Origin of the sequence: Alteromonas sp. KC3 (genome assembly GCF_016756315.1) — a bacterium.
GTDB lineage: Bacteria > Pseudomonadota > Gammaproteobacteria > Enterobacterales > Alteromonadaceae > Alteromonas.
In genome coordinates, this window is sequence record NZ_AP024235.1 from 1,584,685 (window position 1) to 1,606,666 (window position 21,982).

At 44.2% G+C, this 21,982-nt stretch carries 15 protein-coding genes; 10 read left to right on the forward strand and 5 right to left on the reverse strand.

All coding sequences use genetic code 11. From position 1 onward, the window contains the following. Nucleotides 1–102: 102 nt before the first annotated feature. Nucleotides 103–1,113 carry a sensor domain-containing diguanylate cyclase gene (locus tag JN178_RS07120; RefSeq protein ID WP_202264782.1) on the forward strand — a complete coding sequence of 337 codons (1,011 nt, stop codon included), beginning with the start codon at nt 103–105 and terminating at the stop codon, nt 1,111–1,113. Nucleotides 1,114–1,118: 5 nt separating this feature from the next. On the opposite strand, the gene JN178_RS07125 is transcribed toward JN178_RS07120, so the two are convergent. Then, nucleotides 1,119–4,538: a hybrid sensor histidine kinase/response regulator gene (locus JN178_RS07125; RefSeq protein ID WP_202264791.1), complete on the reverse strand. Its 3,420-nt coding sequence runs from the start codon at nt 4,536–4,538 to the stop codon at nt 1,119–1,121. Nucleotides 4,539–4,698: 160 nt separating this feature from the next. Next, nucleotides 4,699–6,309: an L-lactate permease gene (locus JN178_RS07130; protein WP_202264793.1), complete on the reverse strand. Its 1,611-nt coding sequence runs from the start codon at nt 6,307–6,309 to the stop codon at nt 4,699–4,701. A gap of 189 nt (nt 6,310–6,498) precedes the next feature. Here JN178_RS07130 and grpE point away from each other — a divergent pair, with 189 nt between their 5' ends. The 4 genes from grpE to JN178_RS07150 all read left to right on the forward strand — a co-directional run bounded on the left by grpE (nt 6,499) and on the right by JN178_RS07150 (nt 11,316). Beyond that, nucleotides 6,499–7,125, forward strand: coding sequence for a nucleotide exchange factor GrpE (gene grpE, locus JN178_RS07135; protein ID WP_202264795.1), 627 nt, complete (start codon nt 6,499–6,501; stop codon nt 7,123–7,125). Between the two features lie 119 nt (nt 7,126–7,244). Further along, nucleotides 7,245–9,170 carry a molecular chaperone DnaK gene (gene dnaK, locus JN178_RS07140; protein ID WP_202264803.1) on the forward strand — a complete coding sequence of 642 codons (1,926 nt, stop codon included), beginning with the start codon at nt 7,245–7,247 and terminating at the stop codon, nt 9,168–9,170. Between the two features lie 211 nt (nt 9,171–9,381). Next, nucleotides 9,382–10,515, forward strand: a complete 1,134-nt coding sequence (gene dnaJ / locus JN178_RS07145) for a molecular chaperone DnaJ (RefSeq protein WP_202264805.1) — start codon at nt 9,382–9,384, stop codon at nt 10,513–10,515. Nucleotides 10,516–10,830: 315 nt separating this feature from the next. Further along, complete coding sequence (locus tag JN178_RS07150; protein WP_202264807.1) at nt 10,831–11,316, forward strand: c-type cytochrome; 486 nt, start codon at nt 10,831–10,833, stop codon at nt 11,314–11,316. A gap of 196 nt (nt 11,317–11,512) precedes the next feature. Here the strand turns inward: JN178_RS07150 and JN178_RS07155 are convergent, their stop codons facing one another. Next, the gene (locus tag JN178_RS07155; RefSeq protein WP_202264809.1) at nt 11,513–12,079 is read right to left on the reverse strand and encodes a TetR/AcrR family transcriptional regulator; all 567 of its coding nucleotides are present in this window, start codon (nt 12,077–12,079) and stop codon (nt 11,513–11,515) included. Between the two features lie 91 nt (nt 12,080–12,170). On the opposite strand from JN178_RS07155, the gene JN178_RS07160 reads away from it, so the two are divergent. After that, nucleotides 12,171–12,710, forward strand: coding sequence for a dihydrofolate reductase family protein (locus tag JN178_RS07160; RefSeq protein WP_202264811.1), 540 nt, complete (start codon nt 12,171–12,173; stop codon nt 12,708–12,710). Between the two features lie 175 nt (nt 12,711–12,885). Here the strand turns inward: JN178_RS07160 and JN178_RS07165 are convergent, their stop codons facing one another. Next, a complete protein-coding gene (locus tag JN178_RS07165; protein ID WP_202264813.1) occupies nt 12,886–13,608 on the reverse strand; it encodes a hypothetical protein in 723 nt (240 codons plus the stop codon). Nucleotides 13,609–14,082: 474 nt separating this feature from the next. Between JN178_RS07165 and JN178_RS07170 the strand changes: the two genes are divergently transcribed. Then, nucleotides 14,083–16,662: an EAL domain-containing protein gene (locus JN178_RS07170; RefSeq protein ID WP_202264815.1), complete on the forward strand. Its 2,580-nt coding sequence runs from the start codon at nt 14,083–14,085 to the stop codon at nt 16,660–16,662. A gap of 209 nt (nt 16,663–16,871) precedes the next feature. After that, the gene (locus JN178_RS07175; protein WP_202264817.1) at nt 16,872–18,770 is read left to right on the forward strand and encodes a propionyl-CoA synthetase; all 1,899 of its coding nucleotides are present in this window, start codon (nt 16,872–16,874) and stop codon (nt 18,768–18,770) included. A gap of 4 nt (nt 18,771–18,774) precedes the next feature. On the opposite strand, the gene JN178_RS07180 is transcribed toward JN178_RS07175, so the two are convergent. Next, nucleotides 18,775–19,461 (reverse strand): cytochrome b/b6 domain-containing protein, encoded by a 687-nt coding sequence (locus JN178_RS07180; protein ID WP_202264819.1) that lies wholly within the window; start codon nt 19,459–19,461, stop codon nt 18,775–18,777. A gap of 226 nt (nt 19,462–19,687) precedes the next feature. On the opposite strand from JN178_RS07180, the gene dapB reads away from it, so the two are divergent. Then, a complete protein-coding gene (dapB, locus tag JN178_RS07185; RefSeq protein ID WP_202265964.1) occupies nt 19,688–20,491 on the forward strand; it encodes a 4-hydroxy-tetrahydrodipicolinate reductase in 804 nt (267 codons plus the stop codon). 352 nt (nt 20,492–20,843) lie between these two features. After that, nucleotides 20,844–21,974, forward strand: a complete 1,131-nt coding sequence (carA, locus tag JN178_RS07190; RefSeq protein WP_202264829.1) for a glutamine-hydrolyzing carbamoyl-phosphate synthase small subunit — start codon at nt 20,844–20,846, stop codon at nt 21,972–21,974. The last annotated feature ends 8 nt before the right edge of the window (nt 21,975–21,982 follow it).

The window sequence follows — 21,982 nt, forward strand, 5'->3', positions numbered from 1 at the left end:
CAACGACTAAACCGAGTACAAAACACAATACCCCAATTTTTGCTGCGCAAAATTTAATCTTCTGATAACGTTACAACTAATTCCAGCTTCGCTTCTATTATTATGAAACAGCAACCTGCTCCTATTCCTCCCAGCAAAATGCTCAAAATTATTGAGGCTCAAACTGAGATATCAAAAATCGGATTGGATCTTGGTATGGTTATGTCGCTAACTACTGAAAAAGCGATGGAGTTACTTGATGCTGATGGGGCTGTCATTGAACTTGCCGAACAAGGCGACATGGTTTATCGCGCCGCGTCCGGTCTCCTAGCGCCTTTTTTGGGATTGAGGTTAGCGCAAAATTCGAGTTTGTCTGGCTTATGCGTCGCACAAGAAAAAATTCTTTATAGCGACGATGTTATGCAAGACGATAGAGTTGATAAAACAGCCTGTAAACGCGTTGGGATAAACTCGATGCTTGTAGTGCCGCTTAAATATCACGATAGTTGTGTAGGGGTGTTAAAAGTCGCATCTAAAACCACTCAGTTCTTCGGACATTCTGAAACCTATATACTGTCGTTAATCTCAGATATGGTCGCAGCAATCATCTTTCATGCTATCGAGTTTTCCAAGGACGAATTGTACTACAAGGCAACACATGACTCGCTTACTGGTATTGGTAATCGTGCAAAGCACTACGACGACCTGCGCCAAAGAATAGAACTGGCAAAAAAGAACAACAGTAAGTTTTCGCTAGTGCTGTTTGATATGGATGGGTTAAAAAGCATCAATGACACCTATGGGCATAGTGCAGGAGATGAAGCCATTAAGACCTTTGCCAATCTGTTGTCTCAAACTTATAAATCGCAGGGTTTAGTTGCAAGATTAGGAGGGGACGAGTTTGCCGCTATTTTTCCTTCAGTTGTGTCGAAAGAGCAAGTACAAAACATGGTTAGCGTATTGTTTCGTCAGCTGGCACAGTCATGGAACTGGCAGGGCCAAACTCTGCAACTACAATCAAGTGCGGGGTACTCAATCTTCCCTGATGATGGTCAAACCGTGAGCACGTTGATGGAAGTGGCGGATCAAAACATGTACCGCCAAAAAAAAGAAAAACATAAATCAGTGGGGTAGCGCTTCTAACCCAAACCTTGTTTCAAAAGACGTTTGAGCGCGGCTGGCTTAACAGGTTTTGGTAAATACGCCATTCCTAACGATGCGGCTTCTTCTCTTATTTCATTGCTGCGGTTAGCGGTTATCAGTAAGGTGACATCAAAAGATGCACCTTGTTGTTTAAGCGCGTTTACGCATGCTGTACCTGTTTCTCCCGCGTTGAGATGGTAGTCAGCAATCAAAACATCAAAGTGCAATTTTTCAGGCAGGCTATCTTTTACCCCTTTTATCCATGTCACGCTGGCTCCCCAATCACCTAAAAGTGATTGCATTGCACTGGCAACCTGATCGTCGTTTTCGATCAGCAATATTGTTCGGTTGGTTAAAAATGCATGGTGGCTTGAGAGCGAACTTGCTTCATCTTCGTCACGCTGCTTGACACTTTGTTTCGTTAAATGCATCTGGCTGCTAGCCGCATTTTGATTAGCCAGTGGAACGTGCACAGAGAAACTGCTCCCTTTATCAAGCTCGGATTTAAGCGTGATACGATGCGCTAACAGGCGACAAATTCTATCGACAATAGTGAGCCCTAATCCAATACCTTCACTGCTGTTATGATTTTCTAACTGGTGAAACTCGCTAAAGATATCTTGCTGCTGATGCGCGGCAATACCGCTACCAGTATCATACACCACCACCTTTATATCTTTAGCATCCGGCATTCTTCTGACACCCACTAACACTTTACCTGTATGCGTATAACGAACCGCATTTGAAAGCAGGTTTTGTAATACTCTTCTAAGTAGGTTCTTATCACTGTAAACGAATACTTTTGTGGGCACATAGCGAAGCGCTATGCCTTTTTGATGTGCGATTATGGTGAACTCTTGAACCAACGAAGAAAGCATTTCATCCAATGAGAATACGGATTTTTGGGCCTTTAATACGCCCGCATCTAGCTTCGTCATATCAAGAAGCATGGTTAGCAGACTTTGCGCGTTATTCAACGAGTTGACCACGCCTTCAGATAAGCTGGACAGTTCACCGCCCGCTGTTTTTTTGCTTAACATAGATGCAAACAAGGTCGCGGCATTGAACGGCTGCATAAGATCGTGCCCCGCAGCAGCGAGAAACTTTGTTTTACTGTCATTGGCTTGCACCGCTTGGCGTTTGGCTTCTTCAAGTTCTGCGGTGCGCTTTATTACGCGAGCTTCTAACTCTGATTTGGCGGTTTCTAATGCCTTTTGAATCGCAATATATTCGGTTATGTCACTGTAAGTAGTCACGTAGCCGCCACCTGGAAGTGGAGCACCGTTTAGCTCTATCACTCTGCCATCAGGTTGCTTTCGAATAAATTTATGACGGCTTCCATTAAGCATAAAGTCGACGCGCTTATTTATTTCGTCTTGAATTGCTTGTGAGGGCGCTTGGCTTTGCAATGAGGCACTAAAAAGGCCGCGCTGAGCATTATAATTAAGAATATCGGTAATGGGCATGCCAGCTTTTAAAAAGCCCTTCGGGTAGTTGAAAAGCTCGATATATCTATCGTTCCAGGCCAGAAGTTGAAGTTTCTCATCAAGCACACTGATCCCTTGCTCGATATTTTGCACTGAGGACTGCAGTACTTCGTGGTTAAACTGAAATGATTGAGAAGCTTCTTCAACCCAATCCACTAACTCAGGTAGCGTGTCACTGCCGGTGTCAGCAACGGCGCCAAGTAAAATACGGGCACTCGGCGCACCTACTTGTGCGGCAAGCAATTTATCAACGCGTTCGATAAGTGCGTGACTGGCGTAACCTCCGGCAAAGGCGCGATCCACATCTACCGATAATTGTTGCGTGAGTTTTTGCTGTGCATCAACATCAAGCACCCGTTCGGTAAGCGACATCAAATCTTTCACTTTTACCATAAACCTCGGTGCAGTAGCATGCTGAGCGTTACCTTCGTCAGGCAAGGACGCCTTAGCGTGTGTTGCCAGCGCAACAACAATAAAGGTAGCGCAATTGGCCAACAACGAATAGCCAAACCCAAGGCCTAGGGCTTCGTCAGTAGGAGGCGGGTTAAAGTAATAACTGGATAATAAACTTGGGTAGAGTAGAAAAGTACACCAACAAATAAAGCCTGCGAGTAGCGCAAGTAAAGCGGCAGCGCGGGTACTTTTTTTCCAATACAGGCCAAACATAAGAACAGGCAGGCATTGGCCTAACAGCGCGATGGCCAGCACGCCGCTTTTAACAAGCGGAGCGGCTTGACTGATGTTAAGGTGATACCACAGCGCGATACTTAACACCACTAATACCGTTAGCCGCCGTATAGTTAATATCTGGTTTGGCTTCATAGTATGGCCAGGTACTGTTTTTAACCGAGCTTTTAACCACAGCGGCGTAACGACGTTGTTTGAAATCATAATTCCCATGGCCAGTGTGGCGACGATGACCATGCTGGTGGTTGCCGATAGTCCACCGATAAATGCAAATGAAGAGACGGCGATGTTGTTCGCTTGAAGAGGCAAGGCCAATACGTAAGCGTCAGAATTGATACTTGCTGGCAGCAGCATTTTACCCGCCAATGCAATAGGAATGAGAAACAGCGTCATACCCAATAAATAAAGTGGGAAAAGCCATCTTGCAGTACGTAGTTCACCCTCACCATTGTGCTCAACAAAATTCATATGAAATTGGCGGGGCAGCACAAACATAGAGCAAATACCCAATAAGACGTGTGACAAATACACCCAGGGTGCACTATCTGCGTAAATAACTTCTCTGGCTGCGTCGTTAGACGAGGCCTTTGCCACGAGATCAAGCACGCCGTCAAAAAGAGAGAAACACACGAAAATACCCACGGCCCACAGGGCGAGTAACTTAATCAAAGATTCGAAGGCAATAGTCAGCAATAGCCCGGGGTGCTTGTCGGTAAGGTTTAAGGAACGGGTACCAAATATGATGGCAAAGAGTGCCATAAGACCTGCTACATAAATGCTCACTTGAGGGTTACTTGATTGCTGATCGCCTGTGATAAGGCTGATGGACTTTGTGATGGCATCAAGCTGAAGCGCAATGTAAGGAATAACCCCAACAAAACATAACAACGTAACGAAGGCCGCAATTAAGTGAGAGTGCCGATACTTCAGCGAGATAAGATCGGCCAGCGAACTAATATTATGTTGTTGGCATAAGCGGCTAATATGCAAAACAACCGGAAACGCAAATGCCATGGTAAAGATGATCCCCATGTAGGTGGGAATAATTGCCCAGCCGTATTGCGTCGCTTGTGATGTTGTGCCGAAAAAAGCCCAAGAGGTGCAGTGTACACCAAGACCGAGACTGTAAAGGATGGGATGTTGCTGATTATCGCGCAGGCGTTTATCGCCCCAAAACGCGACGGCAAAAAGCGCAAACAAGTACACGCCAACAAGGGTCCCTACTGTCCAAATACTTAACATAAGAAATCCGTGAAAAAACAACAGCTCAGTCAATCTTGAGCACGGCGTTTACATTAACACGATTTTTACATGTCGTCGTTTAATTGTGTGTGGTTTTACACCGTACTTTAGTGCTGTTGGGCGGCAGTTGAGCTTTAAAAGAGACGCCGTTTTCTTAGCGCTATATCACTATCCACAAAAGCGTCGCAACGGCCCCTGCCAAGACGGCATAGACCAACATAGGCAAAACCGTTTTTCGCAGTATTTGGCCTTCTGCATTATGTAACCCTAGCACACTTGCGACAGCAACAATGTTGTTGATGCATACCATGTTACCTAGTGCTGCGCCGACGGATTGAAGCGCAAGGACAAGCGTGAGGGGAAAGTCGGTACGGCTGGCTACTTCGGTTTGTATAGCGCCAAACGTTAAATTTGAAATTGTTGCGGAGCCTGAAAAAAAAGAACCCAACGCGCCCAAAAAAGGCGCGAAGAAAAGCCACGCACTACCAAACGTGTTTGCTAGATTATCGCCTATCAGATAAACCGGTGCGCTTTTTTCACCCATCATCATCAAGGTCACAAATATGAGCGCCCCAGTGAGAGCAAAAAGCGGCTTTTTCATTTGCGAGACGGTGTTGCTCACCACCTGAGTTACCTCTGAAGCACTACTTTTGCAGACAGCGAGCATCGCAAAGGAGACAAGCCAAAATGGCAAAATCGCCGGAATGTAGAGGAGCGATAAGCTCCACTCTGTTTGCGTATTTAATATAGCTTTCCAGCTTATTACACCAGAATGACCTATTGTAAATAGACCTATATTTTCAATTGAAAAGCTGACTATAGGATGGGGGGAGGATAGCCATGATTTAAAGGGCAAAAATGGTAGGCGAGTGACAATTAATACCAAAATAGTTCCCCAAATCGGAAAACTGGCTTTTGCAAGGCTCATCAAAGGAATATTGGAGGCGTTAGCAGAATCAGCAGAAGGTGTTGGCGCCTTTTCCAACCCTACACCTCTTTTGGCAAACATAATTGATGCCGCAAGCCCAATAAGACCGCCGATAAGCGAAGGGAATTCGTAACTAAAAAAAGAAACGGCAACGAAGGGAAGCATGGTAGCCGCGATACACAACAAGACATACAAGGCATTTGCTTTTATCTGCTGCCAGCTAAGCAAACATTTAAGCGCGATAAACGGGATAACAAAACTACATACTAAATGGATAAGCGCTGATAGCTTCCCAACGGTTAGCTGCGTATCTTCTGATAACCCTAAAGGCGCGAAACCAAACCATGTCGGCGTGCCAACGGCACCAAATGAGACGGGTACTGAGTTCATGACCAAAACGAGTACAGCAACGCGAAGCGGAGCGTAGCCAATACCCACAAGAATAGGGGCGGCAAGGGCCGCGGGGGTGCCAAAACCACTTGCACCTTCAATTAAGAAGGGAAACGCCCACCCAACGATAACAAGTTGTGCCACGGGATTAGTCGAAACGTTGTTGAGGTGCGACTTTATGACTTCCATCGCGCCAGTACTATCGAGCACCTTAAAAAGAAAAATAGCGCTACCAATAATTAGTACAGGTGTCAGTGAGAGTAAGCCTCCTAATATTACATTGGCGTGTACCTGTAGCGATGTGAAAGGGAAAACAAATAGGCAAAGCAGATATACAGTGGCGGCTGATAGAGGAAGTGCCACGCTTGCCGGTAAACTTTTTTTCTTTACCATCAGGTAGATAAGGAATGCTACAGGGAAGTAGGCACACAGTGAAAGCAACGAAGAAGGCATTGTTATTCCTTAACAAAATTGCATGAAATAATAATAGGGCGAGGTTTTTTAAAATTCATCCACAAAAATAATGTGGATACCCTTGATCGCCCCAAAACTAGCCCCATTAATAAGCGCAACAGAATAATTTCCAGAAACTCATCGTAGTTTTTGGTCAATGCCTAATTAGAAAAACGTTTGGAGGTAGGCATGAGCGATAATCGCGACGTGCAGGCAGAACAAGAGAATACAGTAGATGAAACTGTGCAAGCGGCGGACGCACAGGTTGACGCCGAAGCGGTTGAAGGTGCTGACGCACCGCTTGATGAAAACGCACAGCGTATTTACGAGCTGGAAACTGCATTGTCTGAGGCGCAAGCCACAGTAAAAGAGCAGCAAGACAGCGTACTTCGTGCTAGAGCCGACGCTGAAAATGCCCGTCGTCGTGCGGAAGGCGAAGTAGAAAAAGCGCGCAAGTTTGCGCTAGAGCGCTTTGCTGGTGAGCTTCTTCCGGTTATCGATAACCTAGAGCGTGCTATCGAAATGACCGATGCTGAGAACGAAGCTGTGAAGCCGTTGTTGGAAGGCGTGGAAATGACCCACAAAACTTTCCTAAGCACTATTGAGAAATTCGGATTAAGCCTTATTGATCCGCAGGGCGAAACCTTCAACCCTGATTTGCATCAGGCTATGTCGATGCAAGAAAGTGCAGACCACGAGCCAAACACGGTAATGGCGGTTATGCAAAAAGGTTATCAAATTAACGGCCGCTTGTTACGCCCTGCCATGGTTATGGTATCGCGTGCGCCAAGTGGTGGTGTGGACACGCAAGCGTAAGTCACGCTTTTTGCGATAAACACACAAAAATGTCAGTTTTTTTACTGACATCTATTGAAAAGATTGGGGAATAACCCCACTAAAAGTACAGAATTAAGAAACTTTTTCGGAGACACGAAATGGGTAGAATCATTGGTATCGACTTAGGTACAACGAATTCATGTGTCGCAGTTCTAGACGGCGACAAACCTCGCGTAATTGAAAACGCGGAAGGCGATCGTACAACCCCTTCAATCATCGCTTACACAAACGATGGTGAAACACTTGTAGGTCAATCAGCGAAGCGTCAGGCGGTAACAAACCCTGAAAACACTTTATTCGCTATCAAGCGTTTAATTGGTCGTCGCTTCCAAGACAAAGAAGTACAGCGTGACATCGACATCATGCCTTTCAAAATTGTAGGCGCTGATAATGGTGATGCGTGGGTAGAAGCGAAAGGCGAGAAAATGGCGCCACCGCAGATTTCTGCCGAAGTACTTAAGAAAATGAAGAAGACCGCTGAAGATTATCTTGGCGAGCCAGTAACAGGCGCAGTTATCACTGTTCCTGCATACTTCAACGACTCTCAGCGTCAAGCGACAAAAGATGCGGGTCGTATCGCAGGTCTTGAAGTTAAGCGTATTATCAACGAGCCGACTGCTGCTGCTCTTGCTTACGGCATGGACAAGAAGCAAGGCGACAACGTTGTTGCAGTATACGACCTAGGTGGTGGTACATTTGATATCTCTATCATCGAAATTGATGAAGTAGATGGCGAGCACACGTTTGAAGTACTAGCGACTAACGGTGACACACACCTTGGTGGTGAAGACTTCGATAACCGTGTTATCAACTACCTAGTTGAAGAGTTTAAGAAAGATCAAGGCATCGACCTTCGTAAAGATCCGCTAGCTATGCAGCGTCTTAAAGAAGCGGGCGAGAAAGCCAAAATCGAACTTTCTTCTTCACAACAGACAGAAGTTAACCTGCCTTACATCACTGCTGATGCGACAGGTCCTAAGCACTTAGCGATTAAGCTTACTCGTGCAAAACTTGAGTCTTTGGTTGAAGACCTAGTGAAAAACTCGCTTAACCCGCTTAAGCAAGCACTAGCTGACTCAGACCTATCTGTAGGCGACATTAATGACATCATCCTTGTGGGTGGTCAAACACGTATGCCGCTTGTACAGAAGTATGTAACTGAGTTCTTTGGCAAAGAGCCACGTAAAGACGTTAACCCTGATGAAGCAGTAGCAGTAGGTGCGGCAATTCAAGGTGGTGTACTTTCGGGTGACGTTAAAGACGTACTACTTCTAGACGTTACGCCTCTGTCTCTAGGTATTGAGACAATGGGTGGTGTAATGACTGCGCTTATCGAGAAGAACACGACTATCCCTACTAAGAAGTCGCAAACGTTCTCGACAGCGGAAGACAACCAGTCTGCGGTAACCGTACACGTACTACAAGGTGAGCGTAAGCAGTCAAGCGGCAACAAGTCTCTTGGCCAGTTCAACCTTGAAGGTATTCGTCCAGCAGCGCGCGGTGTGCCGCAGATCGAAGTAACGTTCGACCTTGATGCTGACGGTATCCTACACGTGTCTGCGAAAGACAAAGACACAGGTAAAGAGCAGAAGATCACTATCAAAGCTTCTTCAGGCTTAAGTGATGAAGAAGTAGAAAGAATGGTAGCAGACGCAGAAGCGAACAAAGAAGCTGATGCGAAGTTTGAAGAGCTAATTCAAGCGCGTAACCAAGCAGATGGCATGATCCACGCTACGCGTAAGCAGCTTGAAGAAGTTGGCGATGCACTGAGTGCTGAAGACAAAGCGCCAATTGAAGAAGCGCTTACTGCTCTTGAAACAGCGTCTAAAGGCGAAGACAAAGCGGAAATCGAAGCGAAAACGCAAGAACTTATTCAAGCGTCTAGCAAGCTGATGGAAGCAGCGCAAGCACAACAAGCGGCCGCTGGTGGCGCTGAAGGTGCAGAGCAACAAGCGTCTGGTAAAGCAGATGACGACGTTGTTGACGCTGAGTTCGAAGAAGTGAAAGAAGACGATAAAAAATAAGCTGTTGCGAAAGGCCCACGGTATAGTGAGTGGGCTGTTTTTAGCAGTTCAGGCGCAGCAGGAAACTCTTGTTGCGCCTTTGTTGTGTAAATAACAGGTGTAAATGACTTGGAACATCTAATTAAAAGGTCAGGTTATTTTCACAACAGTCAGATGTAGATTCGATGGGCGTTAAACGCTTATCGACAAAAAAGTAGGATAAGTGAACGATATGTCGAAACGTGACTACTACGAAGTACTCGGGGTAGATAAGAGCGCAGGCGAACGCGAAATTAAAAAAGCGTATAAAAAGCTGGCGATGAAGTATCACCCTGATCGTACGCAAGGCGATAAAGCACTGGAAGATAAGTTTAAAGAAATCCAAGAAGCCTACGAAATTCTGTCAGATTCGCAAAAACGTGCCGCTTATGACCAGTATGGTCACGCAGGCGTTGATCCAAATCGTGGTGGCGGCGGCTTCGGCGGCGGTGCTGACTTTGGTGATATTTTCGGTGACGTATTTGGTGATATCTTTGGTGGTGGCGGTCGTGGTGGTCGTCAATCTCGAGCCCGTCAAGGCTCAGATCTTCGCTACAACTTGGAGTTGTCGCTAGAGGAAGCTGTGCGTGGCAAGAGCGTAGATATACGCGTACCAACCCTTGTCGAATGTGACGTATGTGATGGCTCTGGTGCGAAGAAAGGTTCATCGCCAAAAACCTGTCCAACCTGTCATGGTAACGGGCAAGTGCAAATGCGTCAGGGCTTCTTTGCAGTGCAACAGACATGTCCTACATGTTCTGGTAAAGGTAAGATCATTGAAGACCCATGTGACAGCTGTCACGGTCATGGTCGCAAAGAGAAAACCAAGACCCTTAATGTTAAGATTCCAGCGGGCGTTGACACTGGCGATCGTATCCGTCTTTCAGGCGAAGGTGAAGCCGGCGAAAACGGTGCACCAGCAGGTGACCTTTACGTTCAAGTGCACGTGCGCGACCACGATATTTTCCAGCGCGATGGAAACAACCTGTACTGTGAAGTACCGCTAAGCTTTACAACCGCTGCACTGGGTGGTGAGCTAGAAGTGCCAACACTTGATGGCAAAGTTAAGCTTAAAATTAGCCCAGAAACGCAAACCGGCCGCATGTTCCGCTTGCGCGGTAAAGGCGTTAAATCAGTACGCAGCGGGGCAATGGGTGACTTGATGTGTAAGGTTGTGGTGGAAACACCAGTAAACCTATCTGCACGCCAAAAAGAATTGCTACAAGAGCTTGAAGACTCGGTTGGCAAGGCATCTGGTAAGCACAGCCCGAAAGCGCAAGGCTTCTTTGACGGTGTGAAAAAGTTCTTTGACGACTTAACTAACTAAGTTTCACCAGCTTACTCTTCGGCCAGCGTAATGCGTTTCCATTTCGCTGGCCAACGCGTGACTTGTAGCGTCCTTTCATCTTAATCGTTTAACCGTTTAACTTAAAACCGCGCAGCGCTATATTTGATTATTCACGTTTTCTTCATCCTCTTTCTCTATACATTTCCCTGATTTACATGCCGTTTTGTCTCAATAGAGCGCATTATCACTTGTACTATCAAAAAAATTTAGTCACGATGAAAGAATACTATTAACGAGTTTCGTTTTTTAAAGCGAACCGTAACCAAGTGAAAAATAAACCTAAAGGGAACAGGCATGAGACGTTTTTCAAAACTAATGGTAGCCGCTGCTTCTGCGGCAACACTAATTTCAAGTACCGTAGTTGCAAGTGAAGTAACCGAAGCTTCTTCGGCGAAACACGCAAAGGCAGCTACGCAATATCGTCAAGCAATGTTTCAGCTAGTTAGAAGTAATATGGGGCCGCTTGGCGGCATGGCCAAAGGGGCCTTGCCGTTCGATGAAAGCGTTATGCAGACCAATGCGGTGCGCCTAGAGCAATTGGCTGACATGATGGGAGATTACCTCGCTGTTGATACACGAAAATTTAATGTGGAAACAGGCGCGAAAGACGAAATTTGGGAGAGTTTTTCGGATGTGGAAACGAAGATAATGGCATTGAAAACAGCGTCACAAGGGCTACAAGCAGCCGTTAAAGCGGGCGATGAGAGTGCTTATCGTGGTGCCATCGGAAAAATTGGTGCAAGCTGCAAATCGTGTCACGACGATTATAAAAAAGACTAACTCGGTTTATAAAAGGCGGCTTACGAAAAATAACTAAGGCGCCTTTTTTGCTCATTAGCTGGATTAGTCGTCACTTAACCTGACACTTTCAGAGATAGAGCTAGCGCAAATCTGACAGTCTCTTGTGTACGTAAAGCCGCCGTTGATGCGTTGACAACTGAACGGCAACAATGAGCGAAAAGCGGACGTATTCACTCTAATTTGAAGCACGTTCCTGTACTCCTTTGAATAAAAAGTCTAAAGAGTTATCTGCATAGTCTAGCGTCAACTCACCAGTTGAATCACAAGCTAGTGCCACTGAAAAACCATGAAGATAGTCAACTAATAGATCAAGAAAAGCTTTTTCTTGATCGTTTGTTAACTTTAATGAATTAACAATTAAACCAAACCTACGAATAAATACATCAGCAGGGCTATTAGAAGACATAGATAGAAGAGTCGTTAATAAACCATCATATTTTTGAAGAATTGCTAAATAGCTTTTTGAAAGCTCTTTTAGTTCCTGCTTCCAATCTGATTTTCCGTTAGGTACATATATTTCAGACATTAGGGAACTAGCGACACCCTCCATTAAAATGTTCTTATTGTTAAAGTAGTAATATAAGGCCATAGGATCTACATTCAGTTCTTTCGAAATGGCTCTCATACTAGGAACTTTTCCTGAGTCAGCCATCATACATTTAGCCTTATTTATTATTAGCTCGGCATTAAGGTTGTTTTTTTCTTTGGGAGGGCGACCTCTTTTGGCTTCGGAATGCTTCATCTTAAAATCTATATACTTTCCTTTTCTACAGTGTAGAATTATACTACAATATTCTACACTGTAGAATAAAGCCAAATTAATAGGAGTGACTATGTCCAATAAAGTATTTATAGCTACAAGCTTAGATGGCTACATCGCGGGAAAAAATAATGAAATTGATTGGCTAGAGGCTATTCCTAATCCAGATAATATCGATATGGGTTATCAGGCTCATATGGAAAGTGTCGATGCTTTAGTTATGGGTCGCAACACGATGGAATTGGTTGCAAGTATGGATATTGAATGGCCTTACACCAAACCTGTTTACATTCTAAGTAGATCATTGAAGAAAGTACCAGATAAACTAGAGGGAAAAGCACTTTTAGTTAAAGGCGACATAAAAAGTATCAATAAAGAGTTAAAGGAAAAAGGATACAACAATTTATATATAGACGGTGGTTTAACTATTCAGAGTTTTCTAAAAGAAGACTTGGTTGATGAGCTAATAATTACAACAATTCCGATAATACTGGGTGGTGGAATTCGACTTTTCGGTGAATTAGATTGTGCATTAGAATTTAGATGTACAAAATCTGAAAGGTACTCAAATGGTGTATGCCAGAATCATTTTGAACGTTACTCTGGTTTATAATTAGTTTAATAACTGTGCCAATATAAAGGACTGCTATTGGCACAAATTAGAACTATAAATATCAAACTTTGACCGTCTGTTCCTTGTCTTTTGTTGTCGGCCAGTGCTTGCCGCTAGGTCTCGCCCTGCGCACAAAAGACAATGCGTCTAAGCGCTACAGCTAGAGCTGTTTCAATCACCAATGACTGGGAATATCCATGACTTCGATAAGGGTGGATAAGTTCGGCACTCTTAAGAAGTAAGCGGATGAACCATTTGCAGGTGTAAGATGCCATCGCACTCTTATCTCTGACTGCCATTCAAATTCGTCAATATCCTTGATCATACCCAATTTGTTTTCATCGGCTATGTAGTATGATTCTAGGTCTATTGGAGTTTTGACATAGTCTACTAAATCGAGGTATGCGGGACAGCCTAATCTTTTTTCTCCAGTTAGATCAGCTTTCTGTATTTCTAGTAAAAAACGAGAAAGATCCTTTATTCTAATGGAGCAGTCATAATCCTCTTTCTGTCGCCAACGACGAAAGGTTTCTTTATCGAATTTTGAAGACAAACAATATACGTACTTATTAGGTAAAGTAATTGCATTAGAAGCAAAGAAGCAATTGCTCTTAAAAGCATCCTCTCCAATCAGAGCTTTCAAATTAGCTTCGAGCATACTCCCGCCATGCTCATCTTGAACATAGAAAGAAGTTGTTTCCTTATAAGTTAATTCCTGTGGGTCGCCGACACCGCCGATTGATTCAATGCCTGCGTAAGTGGACAAAGTATCAATTTTTATAGTTTCATCATTTAGCCAAAACTTTAAATCTGAAGACTTCAGATATTTGTAACCAGTAATTGGTTTAGATCCAACTTGAGCAAGCAGCTTTTGACCTACCAGAAACCCCCATTTCACTTTTATACTCCTTATTTAGTAAATGCTGGTGAGTATTAAGGGCATCCTAACCCATGATTTAAAATGCGTCGAGGTTGGTTATTTTTAATGTCCGCTCATTGTCTAATGCCGACTGTCAGGGCAAGTCGAGACCTTTAAATCAAAGTGTCAGATTAGATATGAGCCACTACACATTAGCCTGACTCACTTTACTCAAATTCCTATATTAGTCTTCTAGCGTTCGTACAATGCTGTAGTGATTACTGCGTCTCTCAACGTCCGCACGTTTACTCTTTTATTTATTAAGTGAAATGAATATTGTTTTCATTATTGCTGGAATATCGAACAGTTTTTCAGTAATGTTTTAATGTATTCGATGGCGTTTCTTTTCCTATTCGCTTGTAGCCTTTAGCCCGCAAGTGTCTTTTTTCCGGATGCTGTACTACGCCGAATGTTTTGCTACAACACAAGCAAGTATTCGAAAGGTTGGCATAGATGGATTTACGCAGTAAACGCATGTTGATGAACATTCAACGTTCACCACAACAGTTCAACAAGCTTCTTGATAATACTAAGCAGCGAGCCGACGCGCGTTGTGTATTGTTTGCGTCTATCAACCCACATAACGGAAATGCAACTATCATTGAAACAGACAGCGAATATGCTTTTTTAGAAGGCGATGTTATTAAATGTCCAATGCATGTCAGTTTAATGGTATCAATGACCACACTCAGTGCGCCAATCTCCGCATGCGATTTTGCACTACCGTCGGCGCTACAGCAATTCTCAGATGGCTTTATCGCCATCGCATCAATTAGCAACCTTCAAAATGAAGTTGTAGGTGTGTTACTTTCTTTCTTCAAAACGCCATTTCTTACCGCACAACAGCAAGATTACGTCGATATTGCTCGACAAAAAGTTGAAATAGGCCTTCATTATCAATTGTCGCAACATCCTTACTCTGAGCGTTTGGAAACCCAGATTAATTTATTAGAAGAAGTTAGTACACTGTCTAAAGTGGGGGCGTGGGAGGTAGACCGACTCTCTGGCGTGTTAACGGCCACTTCAGTGACTAAGGAGTTGTTAGGACTAGAGCATTTGTCGAAAATTAACATAAGACGTGCATTCGACTTTTTTGATAGTGATACGCGTCAGCAGTTGCGCAAACTATTACACAAAGCGATTAGGCGAGATAAATCGTTTGTGCATTACTTCGATTTTGTTAATGCAAAAGGTCAGCGCAAAAGTGTTAAGCTTACTACGCATTTGCAGTACTCAACTGAAAGAGCACAACGAGGAAGAGTTTCACGTCTGTATGGCGCAATTCAAGACGACTCTGATGTTCAGAGGTTGTCTGAATCTCAGCAGAACTTTACAGAATATATGGCTACGCTTTTGAATAATGCTCAGGTCGTAGTGATGAGTTTTGATAAATCCGGCACAATTTTGTCTGTAAACAATCGCGTAGATACCATGCTCGGGTTCAAGCCTGAGGATTTGATTGGGCAAGATGTGAGGTTGCTGATCACTTATCGCAAAGATGCACAACAACGCTCAATACTTCTTGCGAATGCCACAGACGAGCAACAATGTTTGCCAAACTGCGGTTCAATTGAGGCAATACGTCATAAAAGTGGTCGGCGAATAGCGTGTGAGATACGAGTGGTCCAAAACACTATTCATAACCAGAATATTTCAATAGCAACCATTAGCGACGCTACGACTCACATTCACCAATTGGAGCATTTAAAAGAGTTAGCGTTTAGAGAAAGTGTAACGGGTTTACAAAACACCCATTTACTTACTCACTATATTAATGAATTAAACCCTTCATCTGAACAACTTAAGTCTCATTGTGCCTGCTTACGGGTGTCAGTGAAAAATACCGAAGAATATGAGCGCGCATACGGACAGCCAACCGTGGGATACATACTGCGGGTATTTGCACAGCGTCTCCATCGCGTTTTTGAAAATAATCCGAGTCAAGATTATCTGTTATGTAAGGCCGAAGGCAGCACATTTTATCTGTTTATAAAGGCATTTTTTCACTCAGAAGAAGAGGCAACAAGTGCAATTGATACAGCCTATATGCTCTTGCAGGAACATGTTTTGCTGCCAGTCAATATGCACAATGACCTATTGAAAGTACATGCCCAATTATCAAGTTGCACTTTGTTATACCGACATCTATCCAGTAGAAAGTTGTTTGATTTGTTGTGCGACAGACCAGATAGACGCTATCTTCCCCTCAAGGATTCTGTTATTTCAGCTGAATATTGTCGTGTTAACAACCTTGACGTTGAGCGCCACAACTACATAAAGCATTCCTTTAACCGCGCACTGGCACAAGGCGAATTTTTTATTGAACTTCAACCGCAATACAATGACGATCAAAAGCTTACTAAGTCAGAAGTGTTGGTGAGGTGGAAACATCCTCAATTAGGCGTGATGTTCCCACAAGACTTCATTACTATTGCCGAAGAGTGCGACTACATCGCCGACCTCGATTTATGGGTGTGTAATGCGGCATGTGAACTACTCAGTGAGTGTATTGAGAATGGCGCCCCTACGCTACTATCGCTCAACTTAAGCGCGCGACATCTAGCGCGGGGGGACTTCATTTGTAAGTTCATTGCAATCGTTGATAAATGGAAATTGCCTCGTAAGTTACTCTCTTTAGAGCTAAGAGAAAGTGCGTTGGTTGACAACGTTAACACCATACAAGCCAGAGTATATGAATTAGTCAATTTAGGCTTTCTTGTTTCCATCGACGATTTCGGTACCGCAAATGCTAACTTCAATATACTGCAGACGTTGCCGCTAACAGAAATTAAAGTACACAAAAAGTTTATAGCTAATTTGGCAAGCTCTACATCTGATCGGTTGGCAGTAAAGCACTTTTGTTATCTCGCACGATCTTTGCGCCTAAACGTAGTGGCGTCAGGTGTAGAGAATGAAGAACAACTTAGCCATGCAAAACAATGTGGCTGCATCGCGTTTCAAGGCTACTTTCTTGATAAGCCCATGGGCGTTTCACAGTGGAAAGATAAGTTTCAGTTCTCAACACCACAATGACCCTTTCATTGCGCGGCTAGTGTGAATCACGTTTTCTTAAGACAAATGAAGTGCAGTATTAGCGAAGTGTTTTTAACGACTGTTTTTGTAAAAGTAATCAATTAATTTTCATTTTTTTCAATGGTTTGTCGACTATAAGCCTGAAGTCTTATAAGCAGTATTGAACGATCCGTTGTAGTGTTTTAGTAAACCCTACAATGGATATGGTTATGAACTATAAAAATGAATACCTTGCCTCTACCAATTCATCTGATGACTTCTGGTTAGAAAAGTCTGATGCGCTAGCGTGGTTCAGCAAACCACAAAAAGGCTGCACATCGTCTTCAAATGGCTATTTTGATTGGTTTAAGGGCGGCAAGCTTAATACCAGCTATCTGGCACTCGATCATCACGTTAAGGAAGGGCGCGGTGACAAGACCGCGCTTATCTACGACTCGCCAGTGACAAACACAGTTGCACATTATACCTACGAAGCGCTCTTAAATGAGGTGGCAACATTTGCGGGGGCCTTAACAAGGCTCAATGTGGGCAAGGGAGATAGAGTTATTATTTATATGCCTATGATCCCACAAGCGGCAATTGCAATGCTGGCCTGTGCCCGAATAGGGGCCATTCACTCAGTTGTATTTGGTGGATTCGCATCAAATGAACTGGCTGTTCGAATTGATGATGCTACGCCAAAACTTATTGTTACGGCTTCTTGTGGTATTGAAGGCAAGAAATTACTGCCTTATAAACCACTTGTTGATGAAGCAATTCAGTTAGCGACACATAAGCCAAATGGATGCATTCTTTTTCAGCGCCCTCAGCACAAAGCTAAACTCGATACGGGATACGACCACGATTGGGATTATCTTATGTCTACAAGCGACGCTGTAGCGGCCACTGAACTTGATTCAACTGATCCGCTTTACGTGCTCTACACTTCAGGTACAACCGGAAAGCCCAAAGGGGTAGTACGCGACAATGGTGGGCACGCGGTAGCCCTGAACTATTCTATGGAGGCCATTTACGGCATTAACCAAAATGATGTGTTCTGGGCTGCATCTGATGTGGGTTGGGTTGTGGGCCATTCTTATATTGTTTATGGGCCACTAATTAAAGGTGCGACCACGGTTATGTATGAAGGCAAGCCAGTGGGTACACCCGATGCTGGGGCATTTTGGCGGATGGTGGAAGCTCACCGCATCAATGTCTTATTTGCTGCCCCTACCGCTTTTCGCGCAATTCGAAAAGAAGATCCCGAAGCATCTTTCATTGAACAATACGACATTTCAAGTTTACGTACGCTGTTCATGGCTGGCGAACGGCTCGATCCTCCTACTTATTATTGGGCCCATGAGAAAGTGGGCGTTCCTGTTATTGATCACTGGTGGCAAACCGAAACAGGCTGGCCAATTTGCTCAAATCCCATGGGAATTGAAGCCATGCAAACTAAACCGGGCTCTTCGAGTGTTCCCACTCCTGGTTTTAATGTAAAAGTACTGCAAAGTGCTACCCAAGAGCAGGCGAGGGGAGAAAAAGGTGCTATCGCAATTCAATTACCACTACCGCCTGGCTGCATGATGACAATTTGGCAGGATCATGAGAGGTTTGTCGATGGTTACCTGCGAGAATTTGAGGGCTACTACAGTACAGGTGACAACGGTTATATTGATGAAGACGGTTTTGTCTTTATCATGGGGCGTACCGACGATGTCATAAACGTGGCAGGTCATCGCCTATCAACGGGAGAAATGGAAGAAGTCCTTGCAGCGCACCCTGCCGTGGCAGAATGCAGTGTTATTGGGATCCATGATGCACTTAAAGGACAAATGCCGGTGGGACTCGTATTGCTCAAAGATGGTGTCAATATTGATGAAGCGGAGTTAGAAAAAGAACTGATTACTCGTGTAAGAGAGACCATTGGACCCGTTGCTAGCTTCAAAAGAGCCATTGTCGTCAATCGATTACCCAAAACGCGCTCAGGTAAAATTTTGCGCAAACTACTTAGACAAATAGCCGCCAATGAGTCGGTAACTGTACCGTCTACCATTGACGACCCTGCCAGCGTTAGCGAAATAACCTCGCTTATGAAAGAGAAAGGTTTGGTATTAAACGCCGAATAAATAGTTAGTAATAATAGTACTCACCTGCACCTGGTGTTGGTGGGTACACCTCTATAGCAACATAGACGATTGCTGCGGCGACTATGGCAACAACCAATGCCAAACGCATACGGGAATGAAAAATGCCGAGGTCTCGTGTTTCTTTGGCACCATCTATCATGGGCGGTACAAGTTTTTGCTTTTTGTAGATTGTGTAAAACACAACGGCTGCGATGTGCAGACCAATAACGTAAAGCAATGCATCAAAGGCTAAGTGATGTATTGTGCTCATTATTGCTAACGTCTCTTCATCAGCTAACTGGCGGTAGGGACCGTCGAGAAATACATCGTCGGTCATATACAACCCTGAAATGGCTTGAACCGCCACTAGCAGCAACATAACAATAACAAACCAGCCACCAAGCGGGTTATGACCGAGAGATTCTGGTGAGTCTTTATCAAAAAGTGTTTTTGCGTAGCGCCAAACCGCGCGAGGCCCTTTCACGAAACTGGCAAACCTGGCGTGTTCAGTTCCAACTATTCCCCACATCACCCTAAACGTAATAAGAAATAGCGTGAAATAACCAATATAAAAATGCCACTGAATGGCATTATCGAGCCATTCGGCCGTCACATACTGCGCAATAAGACTTACTACTAACAACCAGTGAAATGCACGTGTGGGCAAATCCCAAATAAGCACTTTTTCCATATAAAGTTCTTCGATCCCGATAAATAAACTACCATCTTACCTAAAATATGCGGCTATTAAACTGGTTTAAAGGGTAGCTTTTTGCTTTATGGTTGGCTTGCGGGCAAACAAACCAACCCGTACCATCGGCATTAATATATCTAATACCATAATCACATTGCATTAGCCTCGGTATTTGGCACAATGCCAGCAAGTTTGAAGGTAATGAATAAGTGTAAGCATAATGATGAAAGTAGGATTATTTGGCGCCAATGGGCGTATGGGACGCGTGCTGATAGAGGCACTTGACTTAAGTGACAACGCAGAACTTAGTGTCGCTACGGTAAGAGATGACTCGCCTTGGGTTGGCATGAATGTGGGTGAACTCGCAGGAATTGGTAAAAAAGAGGTAGATTGCACTGCGGTTTCATTGCTGTCAGGAGATGACGCCGATGTAATGATTGATTTCACGCTTCCATCGATTATCGAAAATAATTTAGCGTGGTGTGTGAAACATAAGATGCCTGTAGTGATAGGCACAACTGGCCTAAACGATGAGCAGTTAGCCGCGTTAAAAGATGCAGCCAAGCACATTCCCATTGTGTTTGCTGCTAATTACAGTGTTGGCGTCAATCTTATGTTGTCATTGGTTCGTCAAGCCGCAAGCGTACTAGGTAATACGGCCGACATCGAGATTACCGAAGCCCATCACAGATTTAAGCAAGACGCACCTTCGGGTACGGCAATGGCAATTGGTGAAGCTATTGCAGATGAGTTAGGAAGAGACCTAAAGACGTGTGCGGTATACGGTAGAGAAGGAAAAGAGCCAGAGCGCGATCAAGGGACAATCGGCTTTGCAACTGTCAGGGCAGGGGACATTGTAGGTGAGCATACTGCGCTTTTTGCCGACATTGGTGAGCGATTAGAAATAACGCACAAGGCTTCAAGTCGATTAACTTTTGCGAAAGGTGCTGTTCATGCTGCGCAATGGTTGTATGGCAAGGAACCTGGTCTATACTCCATGGTGGATGTACTTAATTTAAAGGTGTAACTCCTCTAGCTGATAACGCTTGTAATGAGTAGTTGTCGAATAAGTTAACCTAAAGTTGCACTATTAATGAGCAATAAGCCGTACTTTCGATGGTTCTGAGCAAAAAAGGTGATAAAAGCGTTATTTTGATAAATTATTACAAATAAATTTGCCATTTTCGATGAGTGATGTATACTCGCCGGAATTTGCCAGAATTTCGTATTCTGAAGCTGTGAAAATGGCTGAAGAGTGCGGTTTTATTAGCTGCAAAGATCGTAAAACGGGATGTATTGTTATCAATAACTCCCGTTTTTTGTGGGGTTTGTGCAAAAAACTGCACAAACACATAGTTATCCTTAATCTGGAGGTTGACTTGGCTAATTCTGCCCTTTTGGTGTTAGAGGATGGTTCTGTTTTTAAAGGTACGGCGATAGGCGCTACAGGCTCCGCCGTCGGGGAAGTCGTTTTTAATACTTCCATGACTGGCTATCAAGAAATTCTCACCGACCCATCCTACGCTGAACAAATCATCACCCTTACTTATCCACACATTGGCAACACCGGCACTAACGACGAAGACGTTGAAGCAGATAAAATCTGGTCAAAAGGTCTTATCATTCGTGACCTACCTCTTGTTGCTAGTAACTTTCGTCAACAGCAAACATTGTCTGAATACCTAAAAGCGAAAGGCGTTGTGGGTATTGCTGATATAGATACACGCCGTTTAACGCGTATCTTGCGAGACAAAGGTGCACAAAATGGCTGCATCATTTGTACTGATGAATTAGACGAGTCTAGCGCATTAGCGCAAGCAAAAGCTTTCCCTGGCCTTAAAGGCATGGATTTGGCAAAAGTAGTAAGCATTACTGAGCCAAAAACATGGACTGAAGGCAGCTGGGAACTTGGTAAAGGTTATGTCACGCCAAGTGAAACAAAATACTACGTTGTAGCTTACGATTTTGGTGTTAAAAACAACATTCTTCGCATGCTTGCTGACCGTGGTTGCAAAGTAACCTTGGTACCTGCACAAACGCCTGCCGAAGATGTGTTAGCCATGAATCCAGATGGCGTATTCTTGTCAAATGGCCCGGGCGACCCTGAGCCTTGTGATTACGCGATTACGGCTATTAAAACCATTGTTGAGACTGGCATTCCTGTTTTTGGAATCTGTCTTGGTCACCAGTTACTTGCCCTAGCAAGTGGTGCAACAACAGTGAAAATGAAATTCGGTCACCATGGTGCAAACCACCCGGTTAAAGACCTCAAGCGTAATGTAGTTATGATCACCAGCCAAAACCACGGTTTCGCTGTTGATGAGTCTAGCTTGCCAGATAACCTAGAAGTAACTCACATTTCGTTGTTCGACAAGTCGTTGCAAGGTATTCACCGCACCGACAAGCCTGCGTTTAGCTTCCAAGGTCACCCTGAAGCCAGCCCAGGTCCACATGAAGCGGCACCGTTATTTGACCACTTCATTGAACTCATTGAACAACACAAGCAGTAGGAATTAGC

Coding starts and splice junctions, on each gene's coding strand:
- JN178_RS07120 (WP_202264782.1), top strand. CDS start 103: ATGAAACAGCAACCTGCTCCTATTCCTCCCAGCAAAATGCTCAAAATT.
- JN178_RS07125 (WP_202264791.1), bottom strand. CDS start 4,538: ATGTTAAGTATTTGGACAGTAGGGACCCTTGTTGGCGTGTACTTGTTT.
- JN178_RS07130 (WP_202264793.1), bottom strand. CDS start 6,309: ATGCCTTCTTCGTTGCTTTCACTGTGTGCCTACTTCCCTGTAGCATTC.
- grpE (WP_202264795.1), top strand. CDS start 6,499: ATGAGCGATAATCGCGACGTGCAGGCAGAACAAGAGAATACAGTAGAT.
- dnaK (WP_202264803.1), top strand. CDS start 7,245: ATGGGTAGAATCATTGGTATCGACTTAGGTACAACGAATTCATGTGTC.
- dnaJ (WP_202264805.1), top strand. CDS start 9,382: ATGTCGAAACGTGACTACTACGAAGTACTCGGGGTAGATAAGAGCGCA.
- JN178_RS07150 (WP_202264807.1), top strand. CDS start 10,831: ATGAGACGTTTTTCAAAACTAATGGTAGCCGCTGCTTCTGCGGCAACA.
- JN178_RS07155 (WP_202264809.1), bottom strand. CDS start 12,079: ATGAAGCATTCCGAAGCCAAAAGAGGTCGCCCTCCCAAAGAAAAAAAC.
- JN178_RS07160 (WP_202264811.1), top strand. CDS start 12,171: ATGTCCAATAAAGTATTTATAGCTACAAGCTTAGATGGCTACATCGCG.
- JN178_RS07170 (WP_202264815.1), top strand. CDS start 14,083: ATGGATTTACGCAGTAAACGCATGTTGATGAACATTCAACGTTCACCA.
- JN178_RS07175 (WP_202264817.1), top strand. CDS start 16,872: ATGAACTATAAAAATGAATACCTTGCCTCTACCAATTCATCTGATGAC.
- JN178_RS07180 (WP_202264819.1), bottom strand. CDS start 19,461: ATGGAAAAAGTGCTTATTTGGGATTTGCCCACACGTGCATTTCACTGG.
- dapB (WP_202265964.1), top strand. CDS start 19,688: ATGAAAGTAGGATTATTTGGCGCCAATGGGCGTATGGGACGCGTGCTG.